This is a genomic window from Nocardia sp. NPDC058640, assembly GCF_042716995.1.
Lineage (GTDB): Bacteria > Actinomycetota > Actinomycetes > Mycobacteriales > Mycobacteriaceae > Nocardia.
The window spans coordinates 72,153-89,348 of sequence record NZ_JBHXRG010000013.1 but is presented as its reverse complement, the minus strand read 5'-3'; the positions used below and the strand labels follow the sequence as shown (position 1 = coordinate 89,348).

General features: G+C 65.0%; 39 protein-coding genes. 20 read left to right on the top strand and 19 right to left on the bottom strand.

Annotated elements, in window-relative coordinates; all coding sequences use genetic code 11:
* Positions 1-31: 31 nt before the first annotated feature.
* The 14 genes from ACFWU5_RS16735 to ACFWU5_RS16670 are packed head-to-tail and all read left to right on the top strand — an operon-like array spanning position 32 to position 6,653.
* On the top strand, positions 32-331 hold the full coding sequence (locus ACFWU5_RS16735) for a hypothetical protein (protein WP_379267825.1): 300 nt from the start codon (positions 32-34) through the stop codon (positions 329-331).
* Positions 324-1,577 (top strand): hypothetical protein, encoded by a 1,254-nt coding sequence (locus ACFWU5_RS16730; RefSeq protein ID WP_379267824.1) that lies wholly within the window; start codon positions 324-326, stop codon positions 1,575-1,577. Before ACFWU5_RS16735 ends, ACFWU5_RS16730 begins: the two co-directional genes overlap by 8 nt.
* Positions 1,574-1,780, top strand: a complete 207-nt coding sequence (locus tag ACFWU5_RS16725) for a hypothetical protein (RefSeq protein ID WP_379267823.1) — start codon at positions 1,574-1,576, stop codon at positions 1,778-1,780. Before ACFWU5_RS16730 ends, ACFWU5_RS16725 begins: the two co-directional genes overlap by 4 nt.
* Positions 1,777-2,550, top strand: a complete 774-nt coding sequence (locus ACFWU5_RS16720) for a hypothetical protein (RefSeq protein ID WP_379267822.1) — start codon at positions 1,777-1,779, stop codon at positions 2,548-2,550. Before ACFWU5_RS16725 ends, ACFWU5_RS16720 begins: the two co-directional genes overlap by 4 nt.
* Positions 2,547-2,810, top strand: a complete 264-nt coding sequence (locus ACFWU5_RS16715) for a hypothetical protein (protein WP_379267821.1) — start codon at positions 2,547-2,549, stop codon at positions 2,808-2,810. The genes ACFWU5_RS16720 and ACFWU5_RS16715 overlap by 4 nt, the downstream gene beginning before the upstream one ends.
* Before the next feature lie 18 nt (positions 2,811-2,828).
* The gene (locus ACFWU5_RS16710) at positions 2,829-3,212 is read left to right on the top strand and encodes a hypothetical protein (RefSeq protein ID WP_379267820.1); all 384 of its coding nucleotides are present in this window, start codon (positions 2,829-2,831) and stop codon (positions 3,210-3,212) included.
* Between the two features lie 18 nt (positions 3,213-3,230).
* Entirely contained in the window at positions 3,231-3,644 is a 414-nt protein-coding gene (locus ACFWU5_RS16705; protein WP_379267819.1) for a DUF3310 domain-containing protein, read from the top strand.
* On the top strand, positions 3,641-4,051 hold the full coding sequence (locus ACFWU5_RS16700) for a hypothetical protein (protein WP_379267818.1): 411 nt from the start codon (positions 3,641-3,643) through the stop codon (positions 4,049-4,051). Before ACFWU5_RS16705 ends, ACFWU5_RS16700 begins: the two co-directional genes overlap by 4 nt.
* Positions 4,048-4,395, top strand: coding sequence for a hypothetical protein (locus tag ACFWU5_RS16695; protein ID WP_379267817.1), 348 nt, complete (start codon positions 4,048-4,050; stop codon positions 4,393-4,395). The genes ACFWU5_RS16700 and ACFWU5_RS16695 overlap by 4 nt, the downstream gene beginning before the upstream one ends.
* Positions 4,392-4,565 carry a hypothetical protein gene (locus ACFWU5_RS16690; protein WP_379267816.1) on the top strand — a complete coding sequence of 58 codons (174 nt, stop codon included), beginning with the start codon at positions 4,392-4,394 and terminating at the stop codon, positions 4,563-4,565. The genes ACFWU5_RS16695 and ACFWU5_RS16690 overlap by 4 nt, the downstream gene beginning before the upstream one ends.
* On the top strand, positions 4,562-4,759 hold the full coding sequence (locus ACFWU5_RS16685) for a hypothetical protein (RefSeq protein WP_379267815.1): 198 nt from the start codon (positions 4,562-4,564) through the stop codon (positions 4,757-4,759). Before ACFWU5_RS16690 ends, ACFWU5_RS16685 begins: the two co-directional genes overlap by 4 nt.
* A gap of 2 nt (positions 4,760-4,761) precedes the next feature.
* Positions 4,762-5,544: a VWA domain-containing protein gene (locus ACFWU5_RS16680; protein WP_379267814.1), complete on the top strand. Its 783-nt coding sequence runs from the start codon at positions 4,762-4,764 to the stop codon at positions 5,542-5,544.
* Entirely contained in the window at positions 5,496-5,999 is a 504-nt protein-coding gene (locus tag ACFWU5_RS16675) for an SLOG family protein (protein ID WP_379267813.1), read from the top strand. The genes ACFWU5_RS16680 and ACFWU5_RS16675 overlap by 49 nt, the downstream gene beginning before the upstream one ends.
* Before the next feature lie 45 nt (positions 6,000-6,044).
* Positions 6,045-6,653, top strand: a complete 609-nt coding sequence (locus tag ACFWU5_RS16670) for a hypothetical protein (RefSeq protein WP_379267812.1) — start codon at positions 6,045-6,047, stop codon at positions 6,651-6,653.
* Positions 6,654-6,771: 118 nt separating this feature from the next.
* Here ACFWU5_RS16670 and ACFWU5_RS16665 read toward each other — a convergent pair whose 3' ends face one another.
* Genes ACFWU5_RS16665 through ACFWU5_RS16650 form a run of 4 tightly spaced genes read right to left on the bottom strand, consistent with a single transcriptional unit; the run spans position 6,772 to position 7,770 of the window.
* A complete protein-coding gene (locus ACFWU5_RS16665; RefSeq protein WP_379267811.1) occupies positions 6,772-6,942 on the bottom strand; it encodes a hypothetical protein in 171 nt (56 codons plus the stop codon).
* The gene (locus ACFWU5_RS16660; protein ID WP_379267810.1) at positions 6,942-7,286 is read right to left on the bottom strand and encodes a hypothetical protein; all 345 of its coding nucleotides are present in this window, start codon (positions 7,284-7,286) and stop codon (positions 6,942-6,944) included. The genes ACFWU5_RS16665 and ACFWU5_RS16660 overlap by 1 nt, the downstream gene beginning before the upstream one ends.
* Positions 7,283-7,555, bottom strand: coding sequence for a hypothetical protein (locus tag ACFWU5_RS16655; RefSeq protein ID WP_379267809.1), 273 nt, complete (start codon positions 7,553-7,555; stop codon positions 7,283-7,285). The genes ACFWU5_RS16660 and ACFWU5_RS16655 overlap by 4 nt, the downstream gene beginning before the upstream one ends.
* Complete coding sequence (locus tag ACFWU5_RS16650; protein WP_379267808.1) at positions 7,552-7,770, bottom strand: hypothetical protein; 219 nt, start codon at positions 7,768-7,770, stop codon at positions 7,552-7,554. Before ACFWU5_RS16650 ends, ACFWU5_RS16655 begins: the two co-directional genes overlap by 4 nt.
* Before the next feature lie 206 nt (positions 7,771-7,976).
* Between ACFWU5_RS16650 and ACFWU5_RS16645 the strand changes: the two genes are divergently transcribed.
* Positions 7,977-9,380: a hypothetical protein gene (locus ACFWU5_RS16645; protein ID WP_379267807.1), complete on the top strand. Its 1,404-nt coding sequence runs from the start codon at positions 7,977-7,979 to the stop codon at positions 9,378-9,380.
* A complete protein-coding gene (locus ACFWU5_RS16640; protein ID WP_379267806.1) occupies positions 9,377-9,859 on the top strand; it encodes a hypothetical protein in 483 nt (160 codons plus the stop codon). Before ACFWU5_RS16645 ends, ACFWU5_RS16640 begins: the two co-directional genes overlap by 4 nt.
* On the opposite strand, the gene ACFWU5_RS16635 is transcribed toward ACFWU5_RS16640, so the two are convergent.
* The gene (locus tag ACFWU5_RS16635) at positions 9,856-10,131 is read right to left on the bottom strand and encodes a hypothetical protein (RefSeq protein WP_379267805.1); all 276 of its coding nucleotides are present in this window, start codon (positions 10,129-10,131) and stop codon (positions 9,856-9,858) included. The two genes, ACFWU5_RS16640 and ACFWU5_RS16635, sit on opposite strands and share 4 nt — an antisense overlap.
* Positions 10,132-10,148: 17 nt before the next feature.
* Positions 10,149-10,451, bottom strand: a complete 303-nt coding sequence (locus ACFWU5_RS16630; protein WP_379267804.1) for a hypothetical protein — start codon at positions 10,449-10,451, stop codon at positions 10,149-10,151.
* A gap of 80 nt (positions 10,452-10,531) precedes the next feature.
* Here ACFWU5_RS16630 and ACFWU5_RS16625 point away from each other — a divergent pair, with 80 nt between their 5' ends.
* Complete coding sequence (locus tag ACFWU5_RS16625) at positions 10,532-10,675, top strand: hypothetical protein (protein ID WP_379267803.1); 144 nt, start codon at positions 10,532-10,534, stop codon at positions 10,673-10,675.
* A gap of 111 nt (positions 10,676-10,786) precedes the next feature.
* Here the strand turns inward: ACFWU5_RS16625 and ACFWU5_RS16620 are convergent, their stop codons facing one another.
* The 13 genes from ACFWU5_RS16620 to ACFWU5_RS16560 form a co-directional block, all read right to left on the bottom strand.
* Entirely contained in the window at positions 10,787-10,963 is a 177-nt protein-coding gene (locus ACFWU5_RS16620; RefSeq protein WP_379267802.1) for a hypothetical protein, read from the bottom strand.
* Positions 10,964-11,008: 45 nt separating this feature from the next.
* A complete protein-coding gene (locus tag ACFWU5_RS16615) occupies positions 11,009-11,758 on the bottom strand; it encodes a hypothetical protein (protein ID WP_379267801.1) in 750 nt (249 codons plus the stop codon).
* Positions 11,755-12,348, bottom strand: coding sequence for an HAD domain-containing protein (locus ACFWU5_RS16610; RefSeq protein ID WP_379267800.1), 594 nt, complete (start codon positions 12,346-12,348; stop codon positions 11,755-11,757). The genes ACFWU5_RS16615 and ACFWU5_RS16610 overlap by 4 nt, the downstream gene beginning before the upstream one ends.
* A gap of 153 nt (positions 12,349-12,501) precedes the next feature.
* Positions 12,502-12,837 (bottom strand): hypothetical protein, encoded by a 336-nt coding sequence (locus ACFWU5_RS16605; protein WP_379267799.1) that lies wholly within the window; start codon positions 12,835-12,837, stop codon positions 12,502-12,504.
* Positions 12,830-13,240, bottom strand: coding sequence for a hypothetical protein (locus tag ACFWU5_RS16600; protein WP_379267798.1), 411 nt, complete (start codon positions 13,238-13,240; stop codon positions 12,830-12,832). The genes ACFWU5_RS16605 and ACFWU5_RS16600 overlap by 8 nt, the downstream gene beginning before the upstream one ends.
* On the bottom strand, positions 13,233-13,580 hold the full coding sequence (locus tag ACFWU5_RS16595) for a hypothetical protein (RefSeq protein ID WP_379267797.1): 348 nt from the start codon (positions 13,578-13,580) through the stop codon (positions 13,233-13,235). The genes ACFWU5_RS16600 and ACFWU5_RS16595 overlap by 8 nt, the downstream gene beginning before the upstream one ends.
* On the bottom strand, positions 13,573-13,737 hold the full coding sequence (locus ACFWU5_RS16590; RefSeq protein WP_379267796.1) for a hypothetical protein: 165 nt from the start codon (positions 13,735-13,737) through the stop codon (positions 13,573-13,575). Before ACFWU5_RS16590 ends, ACFWU5_RS16595 begins: the two co-directional genes overlap by 8 nt.
* A complete protein-coding gene (locus ACFWU5_RS16585; RefSeq protein WP_379267795.1) occupies positions 13,734-13,925 on the bottom strand; it encodes a hypothetical protein in 192 nt (63 codons plus the stop codon). The genes ACFWU5_RS16590 and ACFWU5_RS16585 overlap by 4 nt, the downstream gene beginning before the upstream one ends.
* A 126-nt stretch (positions 13,926-14,051) precedes the next feature.
* Positions 14,052-14,285 (bottom strand): hypothetical protein, encoded by a 234-nt coding sequence (locus ACFWU5_RS16580; RefSeq protein ID WP_379267794.1) that lies wholly within the window; start codon positions 14,283-14,285, stop codon positions 14,052-14,054.
* Positions 14,282-14,704: a hypothetical protein gene (locus tag ACFWU5_RS16575; RefSeq protein ID WP_379267793.1), complete on the bottom strand. Its 423-nt coding sequence runs from the start codon at positions 14,702-14,704 to the stop codon at positions 14,282-14,284. Before ACFWU5_RS16575 ends, ACFWU5_RS16580 begins: the two co-directional genes overlap by 4 nt.
* Positions 14,705-14,733: 29 nt before the next feature.
* The gene (locus tag ACFWU5_RS16570; protein ID WP_379267792.1) at positions 14,734-15,216 is read right to left on the bottom strand and encodes a hypothetical protein; all 483 of its coding nucleotides are present in this window, start codon (positions 15,214-15,216) and stop codon (positions 14,734-14,736) included.
* Positions 15,217-15,228: 12 nt separating this feature from the next.
* Complete coding sequence (locus ACFWU5_RS16565) at positions 15,229-15,504, bottom strand: hypothetical protein (protein ID WP_379267791.1); 276 nt, start codon at positions 15,502-15,504, stop codon at positions 15,229-15,231.
* 99 nt (positions 15,505-15,603) lie between these two features.
* A complete protein-coding gene (locus ACFWU5_RS16560; protein WP_379267790.1) occupies positions 15,604-15,975 on the bottom strand; it encodes a hypothetical protein in 372 nt (123 codons plus the stop codon).
* A gap of 306 nt (positions 15,976-16,281) precedes the next feature.
* Between ACFWU5_RS16560 and ACFWU5_RS16555 the strand changes: the two genes are divergently transcribed.
* Genes ACFWU5_RS16555 through ACFWU5_RS16545 form a run of 3 tightly spaced genes read left to right on the top strand, consistent with a single transcriptional unit; the run spans position 16,282 to position 17,070 of the window.
* The gene (locus tag ACFWU5_RS16555) at positions 16,282-16,404 is read left to right on the top strand and encodes a hypothetical protein (RefSeq protein WP_379267789.1); all 123 of its coding nucleotides are present in this window, start codon (positions 16,282-16,284) and stop codon (positions 16,402-16,404) included.
* Complete coding sequence (locus tag ACFWU5_RS16550; protein ID WP_379267788.1) at positions 16,401-16,691, top strand: hypothetical protein; 291 nt, start codon at positions 16,401-16,403, stop codon at positions 16,689-16,691. Before ACFWU5_RS16555 ends, ACFWU5_RS16550 begins: the two co-directional genes overlap by 4 nt.
* A 16-nt stretch (positions 16,692-16,707) precedes the next feature.
* Positions 16,708-17,070, top strand: coding sequence for a hypothetical protein (locus ACFWU5_RS16545; protein ID WP_379267787.1), 363 nt, complete (start codon positions 16,708-16,710; stop codon positions 17,068-17,070).
* Positions 17,071-17,196 lie beyond the last annotated feature (126 nt).

The window sequence follows — 17,196 nt, the reverse complement described above, 5'->3', positions numbered from 1 at the left end:
TCGGGTTTGACTCACGCCCGACAATTGCTGTGTGACCCCAGCGGAAATCCTTAACCTGCCCCTCGAAGACAGCGACAGCGGCGCCGACACCATTCGCGGCTACCTCATCGCACTGCTCGACGTCCTGTGGCAGCAAAAGGAAGGGTTCGGCGGGAAGCGCCCGTTCGGCAATTCAGGTTGGCAGTGGGACCTGTACGAAGCTCTCGGCCGCGGCGGTGTCGTGCCGATGACGCTCGACGAATACGGGTTCATCGAGGACATCGACAACCGCAAATGTGACGCGCTGATCGCGTCGGCCATCAACGCTCTCGAAAGTCCTGGCCGTGACTGACCGCGACATCGACGACCTCCTCGAAGAGTGGCACAGCGGCGACGACCCGCGAGAAATTCACGAATACCTCGGACTCCGCCGATCAAGCTGGGAGGCTTGGGTCGACGACCCCGACCGGTTCGCGAACGCAGCCACGATCGACGAATGCGAAGGGCTCCTCCAGGCCCGCCACACCCCGGGCGAACTGCGCATCGACCACGTCTTCGCGATCGGCGAACTCGCTGACCTCGTGCGCGAACGGCTGCACCGCAGCGCCACAGATCGGGTGTGGCTCCTGATCAACCATGACGAGGACGGCGTCGCCGCGTCGGTGACCGTGGAATGCTGCGACACGATCTGTGTGCGCGACCAGGTCTTCCCGTTGCCGAACCGGAACTTCAGCGCTGTTCGTGACTGGCTGACCACGCCTGTGTCACCGCGCGACATCGTGGACGCCATCGACGAACTCGTCGACTGGCAAATGTCCCAGCACGGCCAGCGCAGCGGCTACGACCACAACGTCAACCAGGCCACCTGCCCGCACGCGTGGTGTGACGCCGACTGGCACGGGCTCGCCATCACCCGACGCATGCAGCAGATGCGACGCCGCGGTCTCGTCGACCCCGAATATGTGTACGCCGACGACGATTCCGACGTGTTGTGCCCCGGATCGGAGTTCGCCGGCGAGTTCACGCCACCCGCCATACCGACCGGCTACGGCGACGGTGGCTGGATCGCGCCAGCGTTCGAGTTCCCGCGCACCTACTACGGCGGGTTGCTGCGCCGTCCGAACCTCACGGCACCTTGGGCGATGTGGCAATTGCCTGACGACCCATTCAACCCGAACGAGTGGCTGGCGACAGGGGAACCGCGGTGGTGGCGATGCGACCAGGTGGAATCGCTCAACGGAGTGGACATCACCTGGACCCGTGTACCCGAGGACTGGGGTTTCTCTGACTGGCGCAGAAGGCTCGGGCCACCTCGGTTGACGCTCCGCATCGGTGGCGAACTCGTCGACGTGCGCCCGTCGCCCGAGGGCAGCCAGTACCGGTACGGCATCGACTCCGAAACGGGCCGCCTGCAATGGATCGAAGTACACGCCACCCACCGGCCGTCAGTAGGGGAGTGGCGGGCCCTCGATGCTGAACCTGAACGACGGATCCCGCTGCCCCCGCTCGTCGCTGTCGGCGCCGAGGACGGCTGGCAGAACCTCGGCACCGTAGACGCGACCGCAATCCGATTCACCCCAGGAGACCAAGCAGCATGACTGACAAGCTCATTCGACTCACCGACGAAGATGGCGACCACGTCTACGTTCGCACCAACGCGATCACCGCCATCGGCCCCAGCGGCAACAGCACCCTGTGCACAGCGATCGGCGTCGACGGCCGGACCATCCTGTGCACCGAACCTGTCGCCGCGGTCCTCGACGCCCTCGACGACTGGGTGATCGAGGTCGACGCAGCATGAGCCGCATCTACTTCCACAGCCCGAGCGGCGACGCCGCGGTTTCCGGTCGCGAGCGCGCCCACTTCGGCCTGATCACCCACGAAACCTGCATCGCGCACCTGATCAACACGGTCGGCAGGTTCAACCTGCGCCGTGTCCTGCACCCCGATAGTTGGGCGTACCAGGCTGCCGACGGTGTTGACACCCGCATGCTGTCGCTCGCGCTCGGCTCATTCGGCGACGACAAAGGCGCTTTCGTGCACAACGGGAAACGTGTCGACCACTGGCACCTGCTGCTGAACACGCTCATCCAGCAGTCCGGCGACAGCATGCGCCTGGCCGCTCGCATCCACGCCCAGTGCGAGGTCCACGGGTACGTCGAGGGCCCCGACCGGGCATGGCTCGCAGACCTTATCGCCGGCGCCCGGACCGATGGTGTGTTCCGCCCCGACATGGGCTGGGAGCCGGTGATCGAGCTGCTCCTCACCCGTGACGACGAACCAGTTGTCATGTCCTACAGCGTGTGCGACTCGTTCCCGAACCCCTGGTCGACCACCTGGACCCCGGAACCCGTCGAACGCACAGACGACGAGGACGAAGAGGACGACGACCGCGAAGCCTGGCACGAGCTGTCGCACGCCGAGCAGTGGACGACTGGCCTCGAATGGTTGCGCGACGAAGCCAACGGTCGCCGGCGCCTCCAGCCAGACACCTGGACCGACTTCGGATTCGGCGAAGGACTCACCGCCGTCGACCTCGCCAACAGCCTCACGCAGGCGACCACCGCGTGAGCATCGCCGAAGCCGACCCCACCTACCTCGACCGGTACGGGAGCCGCGGCCTCGTCCAGTTGATCCCTCCGACATTCCTCCCAGCCAGGAGCACCACCATCGCCACCGACCCGTTCGATACCCCGTACGCGCGCGCCATCCTTTTCGGTTTGCAGCGCAAGCACGTCTACCAGGGCACCGTCGACCCCGCCGAGGTGCAGCGCCGTCGTGTGCGTAACCGTGCCGCCCGCAAAGCCCGCAAGATCACCCGCAACAACTGACCTCACGGAGCTCCTCGCATGAACAAGAAGATCCTCGCCGCATCCCTCACCGCGGTCGCTGCCCTCGCCCTGACCGGTTGTTCGACCGACGCCGATGTCGTGTCACAGAACATCTCGAAGGCCGCCGACCAGTTCGAGATCAGCCGCCGCGTGGTGTTCGTCAACGGCATCACCGACAAGTACCTCCTCAGCATCGAGGGCCGCTGCAACATCGCCGACGACGGCAAACAGCTCGAAGTCGTATGCAAGACGGGCCCGGACGTGTACCGCAAGCACTTTCTCGGGCTTTCGGACAATGTCACCTACTTCGTCGAGCAGACCCAGTCCGCGGCGGCGTCCGCTGACCACTACCGGGTGATCTTCAAGCCTGAGGCGATCGTTCCCGACATCGACCGGCCCTAACCCTCCCGAGGAGCAACCATGACCGACGTCGTCAACCACCCCGCGCACTATTCGACGGGCCGCTTCACCTGTGAATGCATCGCGATCACGCGGCATCTGACGTTCTGCGCTGGCAACGCAGTGAAGTACGTGTGGCGGCACCAGGAGAAGAACGGTGTCGAAGACCTGCGGAAGGCTGCCGTCTACCTGCGCTGGGCTGACGAGGACCGGCGGGTGTCAGTCCACGCTGGGGATGAGTGGATGGTCAACCAGCTCGTCGAGTACCACGTGACCGGCCCGCTGCGTGAACTTCCTAACGCGCCCGAGGTCTATCAGGCGTTGAAGCTGATCGCGGTGGACGACGACTACGTGGGTGCGTTGCTGCTTGTGGAGCAGGCCATCGCTGAGTTCGACCAGGATCAGCCGGTCGTCGAATCCCTCACGGATGCGTGACACTTTTGCCCAGTAAACAGCAGTTGCGTGCTGAGATCGCCGAGTGGCAGGCCGCGTACGGTCGTCTCGCCCGCGAGTATGTCGACGCCGCCGAACGGGTGGTGTTGCCCGCCGACCAGGCTGACCCTGCGCCGAAGCTGGCCGAGGCCGCGACGAAACCGCGCGCCTGCGAGATGGGCTGGGTGACCGCCAAATACAGCGGCCCCGAAACGTTCCTGATCAACCAGCCCACCGCATCCGACGACGGTCTGCGTGAAGCCGCGTGCGGATGCCGGGTGCCTGAGCACATGCTCTACGTCAACGGGCGCGCCGAGTGTGTCGACTGCCAGCCGAAGTGTTCAGGAAATTCGGGGATTCCGTGCGGTACGGAAACCAGCAATTTCCCGAACATCGAGAAGGCGTCGTGATCTACGAGAGCTGGATGGCGTCCCTCGAAGAAGGCAAACAGAAATATGTGGACGCTCAACGCTACAACGCGGAGACCCTCGAAGCCGCTGATGCCGCGTTCGCTGCCCTTCCACTCGCTGGGATGACCCGCGAATGCCCGAAGTGTCGGTTCGGGATGCTCACCTACCGGTACACCACCTGCTATTGGCCGTTCGGGGCATGGCGCACACGCAACCCTCTGGCACAGCACCTACTGATGGTGGTGCCGTCACGCGAGTTGATCGTCCGCAACTGTCCGCAGTGCGGTGCGAACACGTTCGAGCGGCCCGCCGACAGCGTCGATGACTACGAGGAGACAGCGTGACCGCGATGACTGATTGGCAACCTGGCCGCTGGTACCGGATCAACCAGCCTGACGGGCGGCTGTGGTGCGAGACAAGCGACCGCGACGAGATCCAGCGCGAACACGAGAAGACCGGTTGGCCGATCTACCGGTTCTGGCAGCGCACCGACAGCGAATGGCGGCCCGAATGAGCATCGCAAGGCACTGTGATCGCGACGGATGCGACTCCTGGAAACGGATCGACCCCGAACTGATGGTGTGGGGCGGCCCGAGGTGGATCACCGTCGACCTCGGCGACGACGACCTGCGCCACTTCGACACCCTCGACTGCCTCACGCATTGGGCGGCAGCACACAGCATTCCCACCGAAACCTACGGAGCCTGACCATGGGACTGTTCACCCGCAACACCACCACCGCCGACCTCGCGATCGAAATCCACGCCGCGGCACGCACCGTCACCCTCGTCAAAGGCAACGGGCCCGCGGTCGCCCGCGACTATGTGCAGACCGCCGGCGGTGTCGACCTGGCGAAGAAGTTCGACAAGGCCGGAATCAGCCTGTCGAAAGCCGGTTTGGACGGGATCCGCGCCGAGGGCGTGATGATCCTCGACCACTCCGGCAGCATGCACTCGGGCTACCAGTCGGGCATGGTCCAAACCCTCGTCGACCGGGCGCTCGCATTCGCACTGCAGATCGACGTCGACGGCCGCATTCCCGTCATCCCGTTCGACTCGAAGGTGTGGCCGACCGTCGAGGTAGACCTGAACAACTTCCGGGACGTCGTGAACCGCAGCATCTTCCGCCCGCAGCAGATGGGCGCAACCTACCTCGCCCGCGCCCTGCAGGTCGTGCTCGACATGGCGAAGACCACGACCGCCCCGATCTACCTGATGATCGTCACCGACGACGACCCGTCCGACCGCGACCAGGTGACGCAACTCCTGCAGGAATTGAAGCGGTACCCGGTGTTCGTCAAAGTCCTCAGCCTGGTGAAGGCGCCGTACTGGAGCAAGATGGACAAGCTCGTCGTGCCCAGCCTGATCGACAACCTCGACGCCAAACAAGTCCTCAACCCCGCCAGCGTCACCGATCTCGCGTTCGCCGACATCATGGTCGACGAATGGAAGACCTGGGTGCACAACGCCAACGCCGCCGGCATCCTCGTGTGAAGCGGCTCCTCGTCACCGGTTCCCGGAACTGGACTAACCGGCCCATCATCTACGAATCGCTCCGGCTCGCATGGCGGCACCTGCAACGCGACGAACCGAACGATGTGCCGATCACTCTCGTCCATGGTGCGGCGCAAGGTGCCGATACGATCGCCGCCGAAATGTGGGCTAACAGGAGCGTTTGGTATGGCCGACGACCTCCTGTTGAACCGCACCCGGCCGACTGGGACCACTGCGATCCGACCTGTCGGCACGCACCGCGGTACCGACGCGACGGCACCCGGTACTGTTCGGCCGCCGGACCGCGCCGCAACCTGGAAATGATCGCCGCTGGCGCCGACCTGTGCCTGGCCTTCCCGCTCGGCCGTTCGATCGGCACCCAGCACTGCATCAGACACGCCCGCGCCGCCGGAATCCCCGTCTGGGAATGGGGACTCGGCGGCCGAGCGAGTTAGCGTGCACACGGGCTGAGTGTCATAGGCGCACCGTATCTTCGCAGCATGGAAATTCTCGGTTCGGCGATCCTCTTGATCGGATCCCCAATCGCAATCGTGTCGGGCCTCATCGCGCTGGTTGCGCTGTACCTGAAATTCACGGACGAGCCGCGTCCTGGATGGTTCTTCCTTGTCGACAACGGACGCCACGAAGTGATCAACGGCAAGCGCACTGCGACGGTCGGGATGCGGATCATCGGGGGAGCCACCGTCTACGAGCCCAAAGTTCGCGTATGGGGGCCGGCCGCGGTGACATTCGAAACTGAGCACACAGCCCCGAAGCTGACGTGCGAGAGTGACCCCATGGAAGTCACTGTCAAGTACCTGTCAGGGGAAGTGCCGTGGGTCGGGATCACTTGGGACCGGCCGTTGCGTGGTGGAGGCCGTATCCAACGAGCAACACGTGTGCAGGTTGAAACCCATGAGTATCAGCGATGGGAGTGGCATCGGGTCCGGAACTGGTTTCGAATCGGTGCGCCGAGCGGCAGCTGGAAGTCGTTGCCTGTCAACAGCAAACGGGGTTCGTTCCTTGTTGAGCAGTCGAGCCGTGACCGTCAAACGATCGACGGTAATTCGGTAGAACCGCTTTCGATTTGGGGAAGCACCGGGATTTGACTCTCCAAGAGCTGGACATGCAACGAACGACCCCCGGAGCCGCCTCTCGGGCTCCGGGGGTCGCGCTCACCCCAATCTTCGTGTGACGGAAGAACCGGGGGAGAACCTGGGTGTCAGGTCACTGGTTCCGGCGGTCGAGGGCGGTGAACCCACCCGAACGGCGCGGGGACGACCAGCCACCACCGCCGAACCTGGCCGCTGACACCTCAGCGTCGGCACTGGATCCGCCGGACACGTCCGCGGAGTCGCCCGCATTGCCGTCGGGGCCAGCGTGATTGAGGTTGTGCATTAGGTCATCTCCTTCATTGGTGGGGGTGACGCTTCGGGGAGCGCGTACGACTGGGCGTACGTGCATTCAGGGGCGACGAGGTTCACGTCCGCGATACAGACGAGCCGGTCGGGGACTTCGTCGCTGAAATGGGCAAGTGACGGGGCGAAAACGGCTTCGGCCATGTATCTCCGAACCACGTTGATCAGCCGTTGAATCGGGTCGTCGGTGTGCTCTGAATAGGTGACGAATTTGACCAGGGTGTATCCGTACCGGGCCGCGAGGGCCTTGATCGCGGCCCTGTCCCATTCCTCGGTCCGGCCGGAAACATCGGATCGCAAATACCCGATCGCGGACGGTTTCATTCGACTGGCTCTAGCGTGTCGATCACCGGTTCTAGCGTGTCGATCCCGGCCTTGGTGGGCCACCACCGGTCATGGCGTTGGGTTTGGCGCCGACGCAGCATCCCCTTGGCGTGAAGCCGCTCCAAGTACTGTCCGGTGTGAAATATGTTGTGCTGCAGCGTGTTTGCCAGGTCCTCGGTGGTGCACCCGGTGACGGGTTTGTCCCACAATGTCACCGCGGCAAGGAAAAGCCGTTCGCACTTGGTCAGGGCCGCCTGTTCGGTGGTCATGACGTCGCTCCGACCTTTTCGGCACGCTCATCCAAAACCATCCGGTTCAACTCCACCAGGGTGGTGCGTGCACGGCGCCGGCACCGGCAGGTGTCGACCCCGCATTCCAAATGGACCTGCATCGCCCGGTGGGCTTGCTGCGCGGTGAGCGGGCCGGGGTCGCGGTTGCACATCAGCAGCGAATCCGATTGAAATAACGTGCGACTGGTCAGCATTGGACCACCTAGAGTGAGAGATGCCAGAAAGTTGGTAGCGGCCAACACCGGCGATTCAACGATCGAACCGGGATCGGCCGCACAACCAACCTTGCTGCGCCGCAACAATCCTCGGAAGACCACGCAAGTACACGATCACCCACACCCGGTACACGCCCGGTACACGCAGGTACACAACCCCTTACGACGAAGCCCAGGAGTCGACTATGAATGCATGGACCGGCGCCGACGCAGCCGACCTCCGCACTGCGCTCGACCTGTCGTACGACCGCTTCGCCGTCCGCGCCAACATCCACATCAACACCATCAAAAAATGGTGCAAACGCGGAACCACTATCACCCTCACCATCGAACACAGCCACCAACTCGACAAGGTCCTCGCCGCGGCAACACCCGCACAGCGAACCCTGTTCACCACCCTGCAGACCCGGCGCGCTCTCGCACCCACCACAGCCGACCCCGACCCAGGCGTGTGGACATCCACGTGCGAGGACGTCACCGACGACCTCGCACGGAAGGACCTCCTCGTGGATCGCCGCGAAGCCGCAACAACCCTGTTCGGAGTTGTCGTCGGCACCTACCTGCTCGAACCGCTGGAACACTGGTTGCTGCGCCAACAAAACCGTCACGACGCGGCACCGATGATCGTCGGTACAGGGATGCAGGAACTCGACGAGCTCGAACAAGCGGCCCGCCTGTTCCGAGAGTGGGACGACAAGTTCGGCGGCGGGTTGCGTCGCAAAGCCGTCGTCGGACAGCTGTCGGAAGTGAACGACATGATCGCCGCCACAACCAACTCCGCGACCAAGCAACGCCTCGGGCATATCCGCGCCCTACTCGCCGAGACCGCGGCCACCATGTCATGGGACAGCGGCGAGCAGCACACCGCGCAGGGCTACTACATGCTGTCGATCCGGTCAGCACGCGAAGCCGACGACCCGGCACTATTCGCGAACGGGCTCGCCGGCCTGGCCCGCCAAATGCTGACCCTCGAACCCGTCGGTGACGGTGTTGACCGGATCGCCTACCAACACGCTCGCGCCAGCGACGCCCTCGAACTCGTACGATTGGCTCAGGAAACAGTCGGCGCGTTCGTTACCCCGACCATTCGTGCGCTGCTATGCACACGTGAAGCATGGGCATATGCCAGGCTCGGTCGCCCCTCAGCGTTCTACCGGGCTGCAGGCCGGGCCCGCACCGAATTCGCCAACTCTGGTGGCGACGACCCCTATTGGGTGCACTACTTCGACGCCGCCGAACTCTCCGGGACCCTCGGAGGGCGGTTGCTCGAACTCGCCCGCACGGAGTCCAGGTTCGCCGAGGAGGCAGCCGAAGCGATCGGGTCCGCGATCTCGTTGCGGCGCCCGGACCGGTGGCGGTCCTCAGCGTTGGATCGGCTGGGGATCGCCGAGGCGCGTCTCATCCAGGGCGAGTACGCGGAAGCGCGCCGCCTGGGCGAGGTGGCGTTGGCCGATGTCAGCCGGACCGGTTCGCACAGGGTTCAGGCCAAGCTCGCTGAGGTGCACACGCGGACAGCCGATTGCGGTACCAGTCGACCGGTGACCGAGTTGCGGGACATGCTGCATCCGCTGATCCTGTCCCCGGCATGATGGACACCATGAGGATCAGCGTTACCGGGCACATGAACATCACTGTCGACACCGTGCCACTCGTGAGGGCGGCGATTACCGAGCTGCTCGGCAACCCGTCCGATCTTGTTGGGGTGTCCTGCATCGCCCGCGGCGCTGACAGTGTGTTCGCGCAGGCGGTTCTCGATGTCGGTGGCCGGCTGGAAGTTGTGTTGCCGTCACGGGATTACCGGGAAGCGAAGGTGAAACCTGACCATCTGGTGCAGTTCGATGCGTTGGTCGGGCGGGCGTCGGTGGTGCGGGTGATGGACTTCGACACTGCGGGCCGTGAAGCCTATGAGGCGGCGAACGACGCGCTCACCGTCGGTGTGGACAGGATGGTCGCGGTATGGGACGGGCAAGACGGCCAGCGTGCCGGTACTGGCACCGTGGTTGCCTTGGCGCGGGAGCGGGGTGTCCCGGTGGATGTGGTGTGGCCGACAGGGGCGGCGCGCGACTAGCGGGCGCGTCGTTCGTCGAATACCTGGTGGTCGCACACGGCGGTGACGGGTGGCCACATGATCACGGTGTTGCACCGCCTGCAGGCGTAGGTGCGGTGGTAGCCGTCGACCGCGAGGCAGGCTTGTGTGCCGACGAGTACCCGCCTAGGGCTGAGCGAATGCCCGTTAGGGCAGGTGACGGGGGAGGGATGCGCCCATCCGCCGCGCACCGCGTAGAGGCGGTCCGGGTTGAGACCGGTTGTCGACCCGAGACTCCAGAGGATCGAACGCACATTCGAAATTGTACCGTTCAGTATGGCAGGTTGCCCAGGTAGCGGTCGAGGTCGGTCGGCGGCGGATTCCGGGCACGGTCCAGCATCGTCCGCATCCGCCCCAACACCGCAACCGACGACTCGCCCGGTCGGAACTCCACGTGCGGCATCCGCAGGATTTCCAACGCGGACCGCACATCATGCAAGCCCGGTGGCTCCGACATCTCGGCGACGAGCTGCCGATGCAACTGCTCGGCTGTGAACGCGGTGTCCGGTTCGATCATGTCGATCACCGCGGCCATGATGGTCGCCTCGTCCGCTGAGATCGGGTCGTCGTCCACAGGTCGAAGTCTAAATGGCCGATCCCGGATCAGTCCGAAATGTCGGGAACCCTCAGCCCTTCGCCCGCGTCCAACCAGGCATGGACCCCGAACTGCGCGCCGCACTCATCGAGTCCGGCCACAACCCCGACGACCCCGCCATCCTGCAACGCCTCGCCGACGTCGACCGCGGCCTAGCGATCCTCCGCAAACACTGGCACCACTTCGACCGCCGAACCCCGTAGAATCGGCTCCGCCAACCAAACAGCTACGAGCAAGCAGCCGAATGCGCGGCCGATTACCCAATCACGAACGCCCCCACTCTGTTTGGAGTGGGGGCGTTCGTCGTACCAGGGCTATTCGGCGGGAACCATGAACGTCGTCCTCGCCGGCCACGGGTACGTACCCGGTGTTTCTTCGACGGCCTGGATCAACACCCGCTCCGGATCGCCCATGTACTCGACTTCCAAAACCTGAAACACCGTCTCACCATTCGCGTGTAGTCGCACATGCGCACCAACCTCGAAACTCATTGCCTCAGATTAGCTGGACCAGCCGACATATCCCTCGCACCTGCGCTAACTGTCGAACTGGTCCAAACTCGACGTCAACGTCCCACCCGCATCCGAGACCGTGCACGAGAACCTCATCACCGCCATATCCATCCCCGCCCGACCCTTACCCTGCGCAGTCCCAGCAACCAACCACCCCGTCGCCGTCTTCACCGGGTCGGCAACAATATTCACCGGCCGCTGATCAGCAATGTACTCATCCTCGACCCGCCCCCGGCACAACTCTAACGCGTACGGCCCATCGAGCTGCCGATACGAATCGAAAGTCGGCTCCACGAAACCCGGCTGGCAGGTGCGTCCCGTGTTCCACGCGACCGTCGACATGCCCGCTGCGCTGAGCCCGGTCTGCGCCGCGCCGAGCTGACCGACAGCGATCTTCCCGACACCCAACCGGTTCGCTGGCTTGGTGGGGTCGTAGTCGATCGCACAGTCGATCATCACGTGGTACCCACCGTTGGGGCGGGTCGCGATGAAGTTGTCCGCGATCTGTTTGAACGCTGGCCCGATCGCGACAGTGTCATCGGTGGTGACGAGCATCGTCAGCTTCTTGCCGTCTTCGCGGAGCTCGTACGTTGCCGGCGTCACAGGTGCTGGCGCGGGCACGGGGGTTGAGGTGCGGGTCGTCGTCGTAACGACCGGGGGCGTAGTTGCGGCGGCCTTGCTGGTCTCGGTGTTCGTGCTGCCGCCGCACCCGGCGAGCGTCACCGCGCCGACGGTGAGACTGATGGTCGCGGCGAGCTTTGTCAGGCCGTTCACTGGTTCCCCTTGGGATTGCTGCGCATGGAAACGCTATCGGCAGCCGATGGCGCAGTGTTAGCTTCGGCCCAAACGCGGAGGGTCCCGAAGTCATTGTCGGTCAACCCGATTGCCGGGTGGACGTGGTGCAGCAGGGCGGCGCCATCGTGGTAATGCTCGGTGAACCGGCGGTCTCGGTTGGTGATGTCGTCGTCGACCCACGCGAATGGGCGACTCGCGGCGTGCTGGATCAGCTCGGCGGTTTTCCAGAACGTCCCATCCGGGCCGAACCGACCTGGCGACTTCCACTCGACGACGGGCAGCTCTGGCAGGCCGATCAACGGACTGATCATCGTGTTCGCTTCGTGCTCCCACGTCGTCGCCCAGACCAGGTCGAACACATCGACCAAGCCGAGCAGCGCGGGCCCGTGCTCCGGGTTCAACCACACCCGCAACGGTTTCACCCTCGCCGGCGGGGTATTCGGGTGCCGTTCCAGCCACGCCGCGGGCGTCAGCCGATGGGTTTCGTACCCGACGGGCCGCTTCTCCGGCTTTGCCGCGTACGGGTTGAGTACCCCATCGACATCGAGGTACAGCAACGGTTTCGACATCACGCAGCCCTCCTTGCGAGCATCCGCGCCTTCCGCTGAGCATCGGTCGGTTCCGCCCAGCCGTGCCAGTTCACGCCCGGCGCCCACCGCTGCAAGTGCTCGCTACGGTCAACACCGCAAAAGCAGCAACCGTTCGGGGACGGCAGGCTCTTCTCACTCGCCACGACAGGTCACCTCGGCACGGTCGATCAGGTCTTGGTCGTCGACGCAGTAGGCGGTGCGCGGGTTGTCTGCGTGGACGAGGACCAAGCGGCGGGCGCGGGTGATCATCTCAGGGCTGATGATGTCCTTCGTCACGGCGGACAGTGCAGGCGCGACGTGGCTGAATAGGACATGACCGTCGGTGATGTCGTACGGCCACACCATCGCCAAACAGTCAGTGAACGTGCCACCGTCGGTGTAGGTGCCGGTGATCTCCCAGATCGAGCCGGGCTCAGCCGTCAGCCACGGCATCCGCGCGGCGATCTCCAGATTGATTGGGTCAGGCATTGTCGGACTCCTCGGTGGGGTTGAGCAGGACGGTGACGGGGTAGGCCATCGTGTGGCTGTCACGGTCGTCGCGGTCGGTGCCCGTCTCCCACCAACCGGCCGGGCGGCCCTTGTCGAGCTCGTCGGCGAGGTTGTCCATGTCGCGGGTGTAGACGCGCCCACGGTCGTCCCGGATCACGGCGGCCAGGTCGTTGCGCCCGTCCATGTTGGCGTCGAGCAGGGCCTGTGCAGGCTGGAGCACGTCGAGCTCGTCGGCGGTCTCGATCTTGCGGGTTGGTGGACGCCAGCCAGCAGCCAGGACGAGATCGACCACGCCCCGAAAGAACGGCGCCAGGAACGTCTGCCCGTGGCCGCGCTGCGAAACCGCATCGAGAACCTCGGTCAGGGCGTCGCGTTCACTCATCGGACCCACCCGCCTTGCCGTCAAGGATGGCGAGCACAGCGCGGCCGTCAGCGACCAGCTGCCCCACGAGCGGGTTGATGTCCCCGGGCTGGTTCGCCCACTGGGCAGCAAGGGCGCGGATGGCGTCGAGGGTGGCCCGCATTTCGGCGGTCGGGTCGTAGCGGTCTTCCTCGGCCTCGAAATCACCGAGCTCGACCTTGGACGCGCACTGCCAGCACAGGCCAGTGTCGAGATCGGCGTACGCGTCCTCGATGGCCTCCTCCCTGGATTGCCCAGTATTGGGGATTCTGACGGTGGTGCTCGCGGAGGCGAGGAAGGTGATGCGGTGCGGTTCACTCATCGTTGTCTCGATTCTCTTGCGGTTGAGGATGTTTCGGCTTGCGCTCGTAGGTCTTGCCGGACGGGATCGGTTGCGCGGCCGACGATTTGCGGAGCTCATGCCGGTGCCGCCACGCAGCGAGGTCGGGGCGCTCGGCGGGCTTGTCAGGTGTCGTCATGACCGACTCCAGCCCGCTTCCTCCAGGATTCGGATCGTCAATTCCGACAGAGCGAGAACCTTCATGCCGTCATCGGCCACGAGCGACATTGGCTGTTCGGCGATCTGCTTTCGCCACAAGCGGGCGATTTCGACCGTCACGTCAACACGCGACTTCAGAGCCGCCGTCAGGTCCAACTGCTCACTCATCGACGTCAGCCTCGGGTTTCCTGTTCCACCACGGGAACCAGCCAGACCGCTCGTGCAGGTCGCACCCCCGGATGCCCCAGTCGCACAGGGCTTCGCGCGGGTGAGCGAGCCAGAACCGCACGGTGGTCATGCCGCACCACCGAACGGGATTTTGGTGATGCTGAAAACCACGACCCAGTCCTTGCGCGGAGTGCGGGCATACAACGCGCTCACGTCCGGGTCGAAACGGCCTGGGCGATGGAACTGCAGCGTCGGGTGTCGGTCGTGAACCCATTCCCGTGCAGCGGCTTTCGTCGCAGTCACAAGGACCGGGTTGTCACGGCAGCTACGCAGGTCGGTCACCAACCACACGTGCTTCACTGTTCGGCCTCCCAAACATCGGAGTCGATCGGCCGCCACTCGATGTCGGCGACCTCGGCACGCCAGTCCTGTGGTCGGCCACGCTTCGCGGCGTGCCTGTTCGCGTCCTCGACCGACCGACGGGCACTCTGCTCGTTCGGCGAAGCAACCTCGACCAGGACGTTGTAGGCGTCCGTGCCGAGAACCCGGTAGATACGGGGCATTTCAAACTTCCGTTCGTGTGATGGTTTGGGTGCAAGACGGACCGGGGTTCCAGGAGTGGAAACGGCCGTTGTCGACGTTGAAGCCGAACCGGTCACCTTGGTCAGAACGCCGACCGTGGTGACTCGACGCTCCCCGGTCATCGGGTGCGCAGGGTTGAACACGCGGGTGATGCGCACCTTGTCGCCGGCGTGGAGGTCGGTGTGGTCGACATTCATGGTGCGCACCTTCCAGCGGGGGACCGGGGCTAGTAGCGGGCGGCGTGGGCCAGGATCGACGCGAGGTGCTCGGCCATCACGTGCTGCAGAGCGCCGAACGTGGATTCGAGGTGTTCGGGCATGAACCCGCGCACGGTCGCACCGCACATGCAGTCGACGACGACCTCGTTCGTGCCAGGCTCGTCGAACGGTGACACCTGGGTCACCGTCTCGATCACGTGCTCACGCAACAGGGCCACGGTCGCTGCGCGGTGTGCGGCGACGACCTCGTGTGCTTCGGGCCGGGTGTCAGCGTTGGGGTACGCGCGCCGGAACGCCGCCTCGGCGTCGTCGTGACGGTCCCACGCAGACCGCCACTCCCTGTCGTGCCAGGTGTTCCACCGCTCCTCCCGGTCGGCATGGCAGTCCATGGGTTCGGATTCGCGGGCTTCGTCGACGGTGCCGCAGGCGTCGAGCAGGTCCAGTGCCGCGGCGAGCTGGTGACGGGAGGCGGTGGTGATCGTGGTGGTCATGGTGTGGGCCTTTCAACGGGTGGGGTGGGGGACGTTGAGCTGGGTGCGGATCTGGTGCTGGTACCAGCGGATGGCGTCCCAACGGATCGCGATCATGTCGGCCACCGTCGGCTCGGACGGGCGGACAGTGCGGGCGGGGGTGATGATGCGGCCGAACACGCCTCGGCGCTCGGGGACGGTGGTCGGCGTCCCGGTGTAGTCGTCGCCGCGGGTGCGGGCAACGGCCTGCAGGTGTTTGATCTCGGCGAAGGTTGCGTGCATGTCGTCACGCATCTGGTCGACGGTCATCGTGTTGCCCTTCCGGGGTGGGTGTGTTGGCGGGGTCGGTGGGGGAGCGTCGGTGATCCCTTGCCGCACACCGTTGTGCGGTGACCCCGCCAACAGGTTCTAGGTCGCGACGAGGTGGGCGGTGCGCTGGTAGGCGGCGAGACCGTCGCGGATGACCGGCTCGGTGGGGTTGTAGGCCAGCACCTGGCGGGGACGACCGGTTACGACCTTCCAGACCTGCACGGGCTCGCGGCCGTGGGCGGCGAGGTAGGCGGCCTTGACCTTCTTGCCTGCGTGGCTGGCGTAGCGGCGGACCAGGTCGGCGTCGGCGCCGAGGTCGGCGAGTACCTGGGAGATGGTGACGAGCCCGCGGGCGCGCAGGGCGCGGTTCAGGAAGGTGTCCAGGGCGGCGCCGATGCGGGTGCGGATGATGCGGGCCGCAGCGATACGGGCGGCGCGGCTGCGGGTGTAGAGGGTGGCGGTGGGGTTCATGGGGTGCCTTCCTGGTCACTGCGGTGTGACACCAACGGTACCGGCAGAGTGCAATGCATGCAACCCCTGGTTTATGTCATTAAACCGTTACCAAACCACCTGCAGTCCCATCGCGACCTCACAAATAGCCAGGTAGAAGCCCTATTGCGAGGTCCGCGCTCCAGGCAACTCCGCTTCAAAGCCTTCGAATAGTCACCGTCACGGCGAAATCCGTTCAACGAAACAGTGCAATACATGCGACACACGCGGTACATTCATTGCACCGAACACCACCGGCTGCCACCGGACCAACGAAAGGGAGACGAGATGACCACCACGGACCCCCGCCCCACCTGCGGACACGAAGACTGCGACGCCTGGCTCGCCGGCGATGGCACCTACACCACCTACTGCCTGCTCACCGCGGGCCCGCTGGAGGTGGCCGCATGAGCACCACCGCCGCGATCGCCCACCTCATCGGCGCCAACGCCCGCGACTTCACCGGGATCGCCTCCACCACCACCGCTTTCGTCGACGAGTGCGACGAGTGCAACCACACCGCCCTGGTCCACATCGAAGCCGAACACACCCACCGCCGCGGCAACTGGACCGAAACCCTCGCCTACTGCCTCGACCACGCCGCCGAAGCGATCTGGGCGCTCGACATGGCCGACGCAGCCTCGATCACCGTCACCGTCCCCGCGATGCTCCTCACCCCCACCGCCCTCGCGGCCTAACCGGAAGGACCGACCGATGCTCACAGAAAACCAGGCCCGCGAAGCCCTCGGCCTCCCCGAGAAGGATCCCCGCATCGACTTCCAGATCGACTGGGATGGAAGCGAATTCAAAGGCTCCGACTGCGGCTACATCACCCACGGACCCGCCACAGCCGCCGTGTTCATCGACTGGACCCGGCCCGGCTACGACCCCGACACAGACCGGCCGAACTCGCTGACCTTGGACGAGGGCGAGTACTGCTGGGAGCACGCAATTGCCGAGATCGCCGAAGCGCTCAACGAAACGGCGCCGTTCGCCCACGACGACGACGTGTTCATCAGGGTCGTGGTCAACGGCTGGTACCTCCGCTACGCCATCCCGGCCCAGGTCGCGGCATGAACCGGGTCGACGAGCGGGGCGAAACCCTCTACGGGGGCCCCCCACCCCGAGACACCGACCGGGGCCAGGTGGAAGGCCACTCCCCGAACCGCCACCACCCCCAGCATAATAGGGGGAACCCCAACA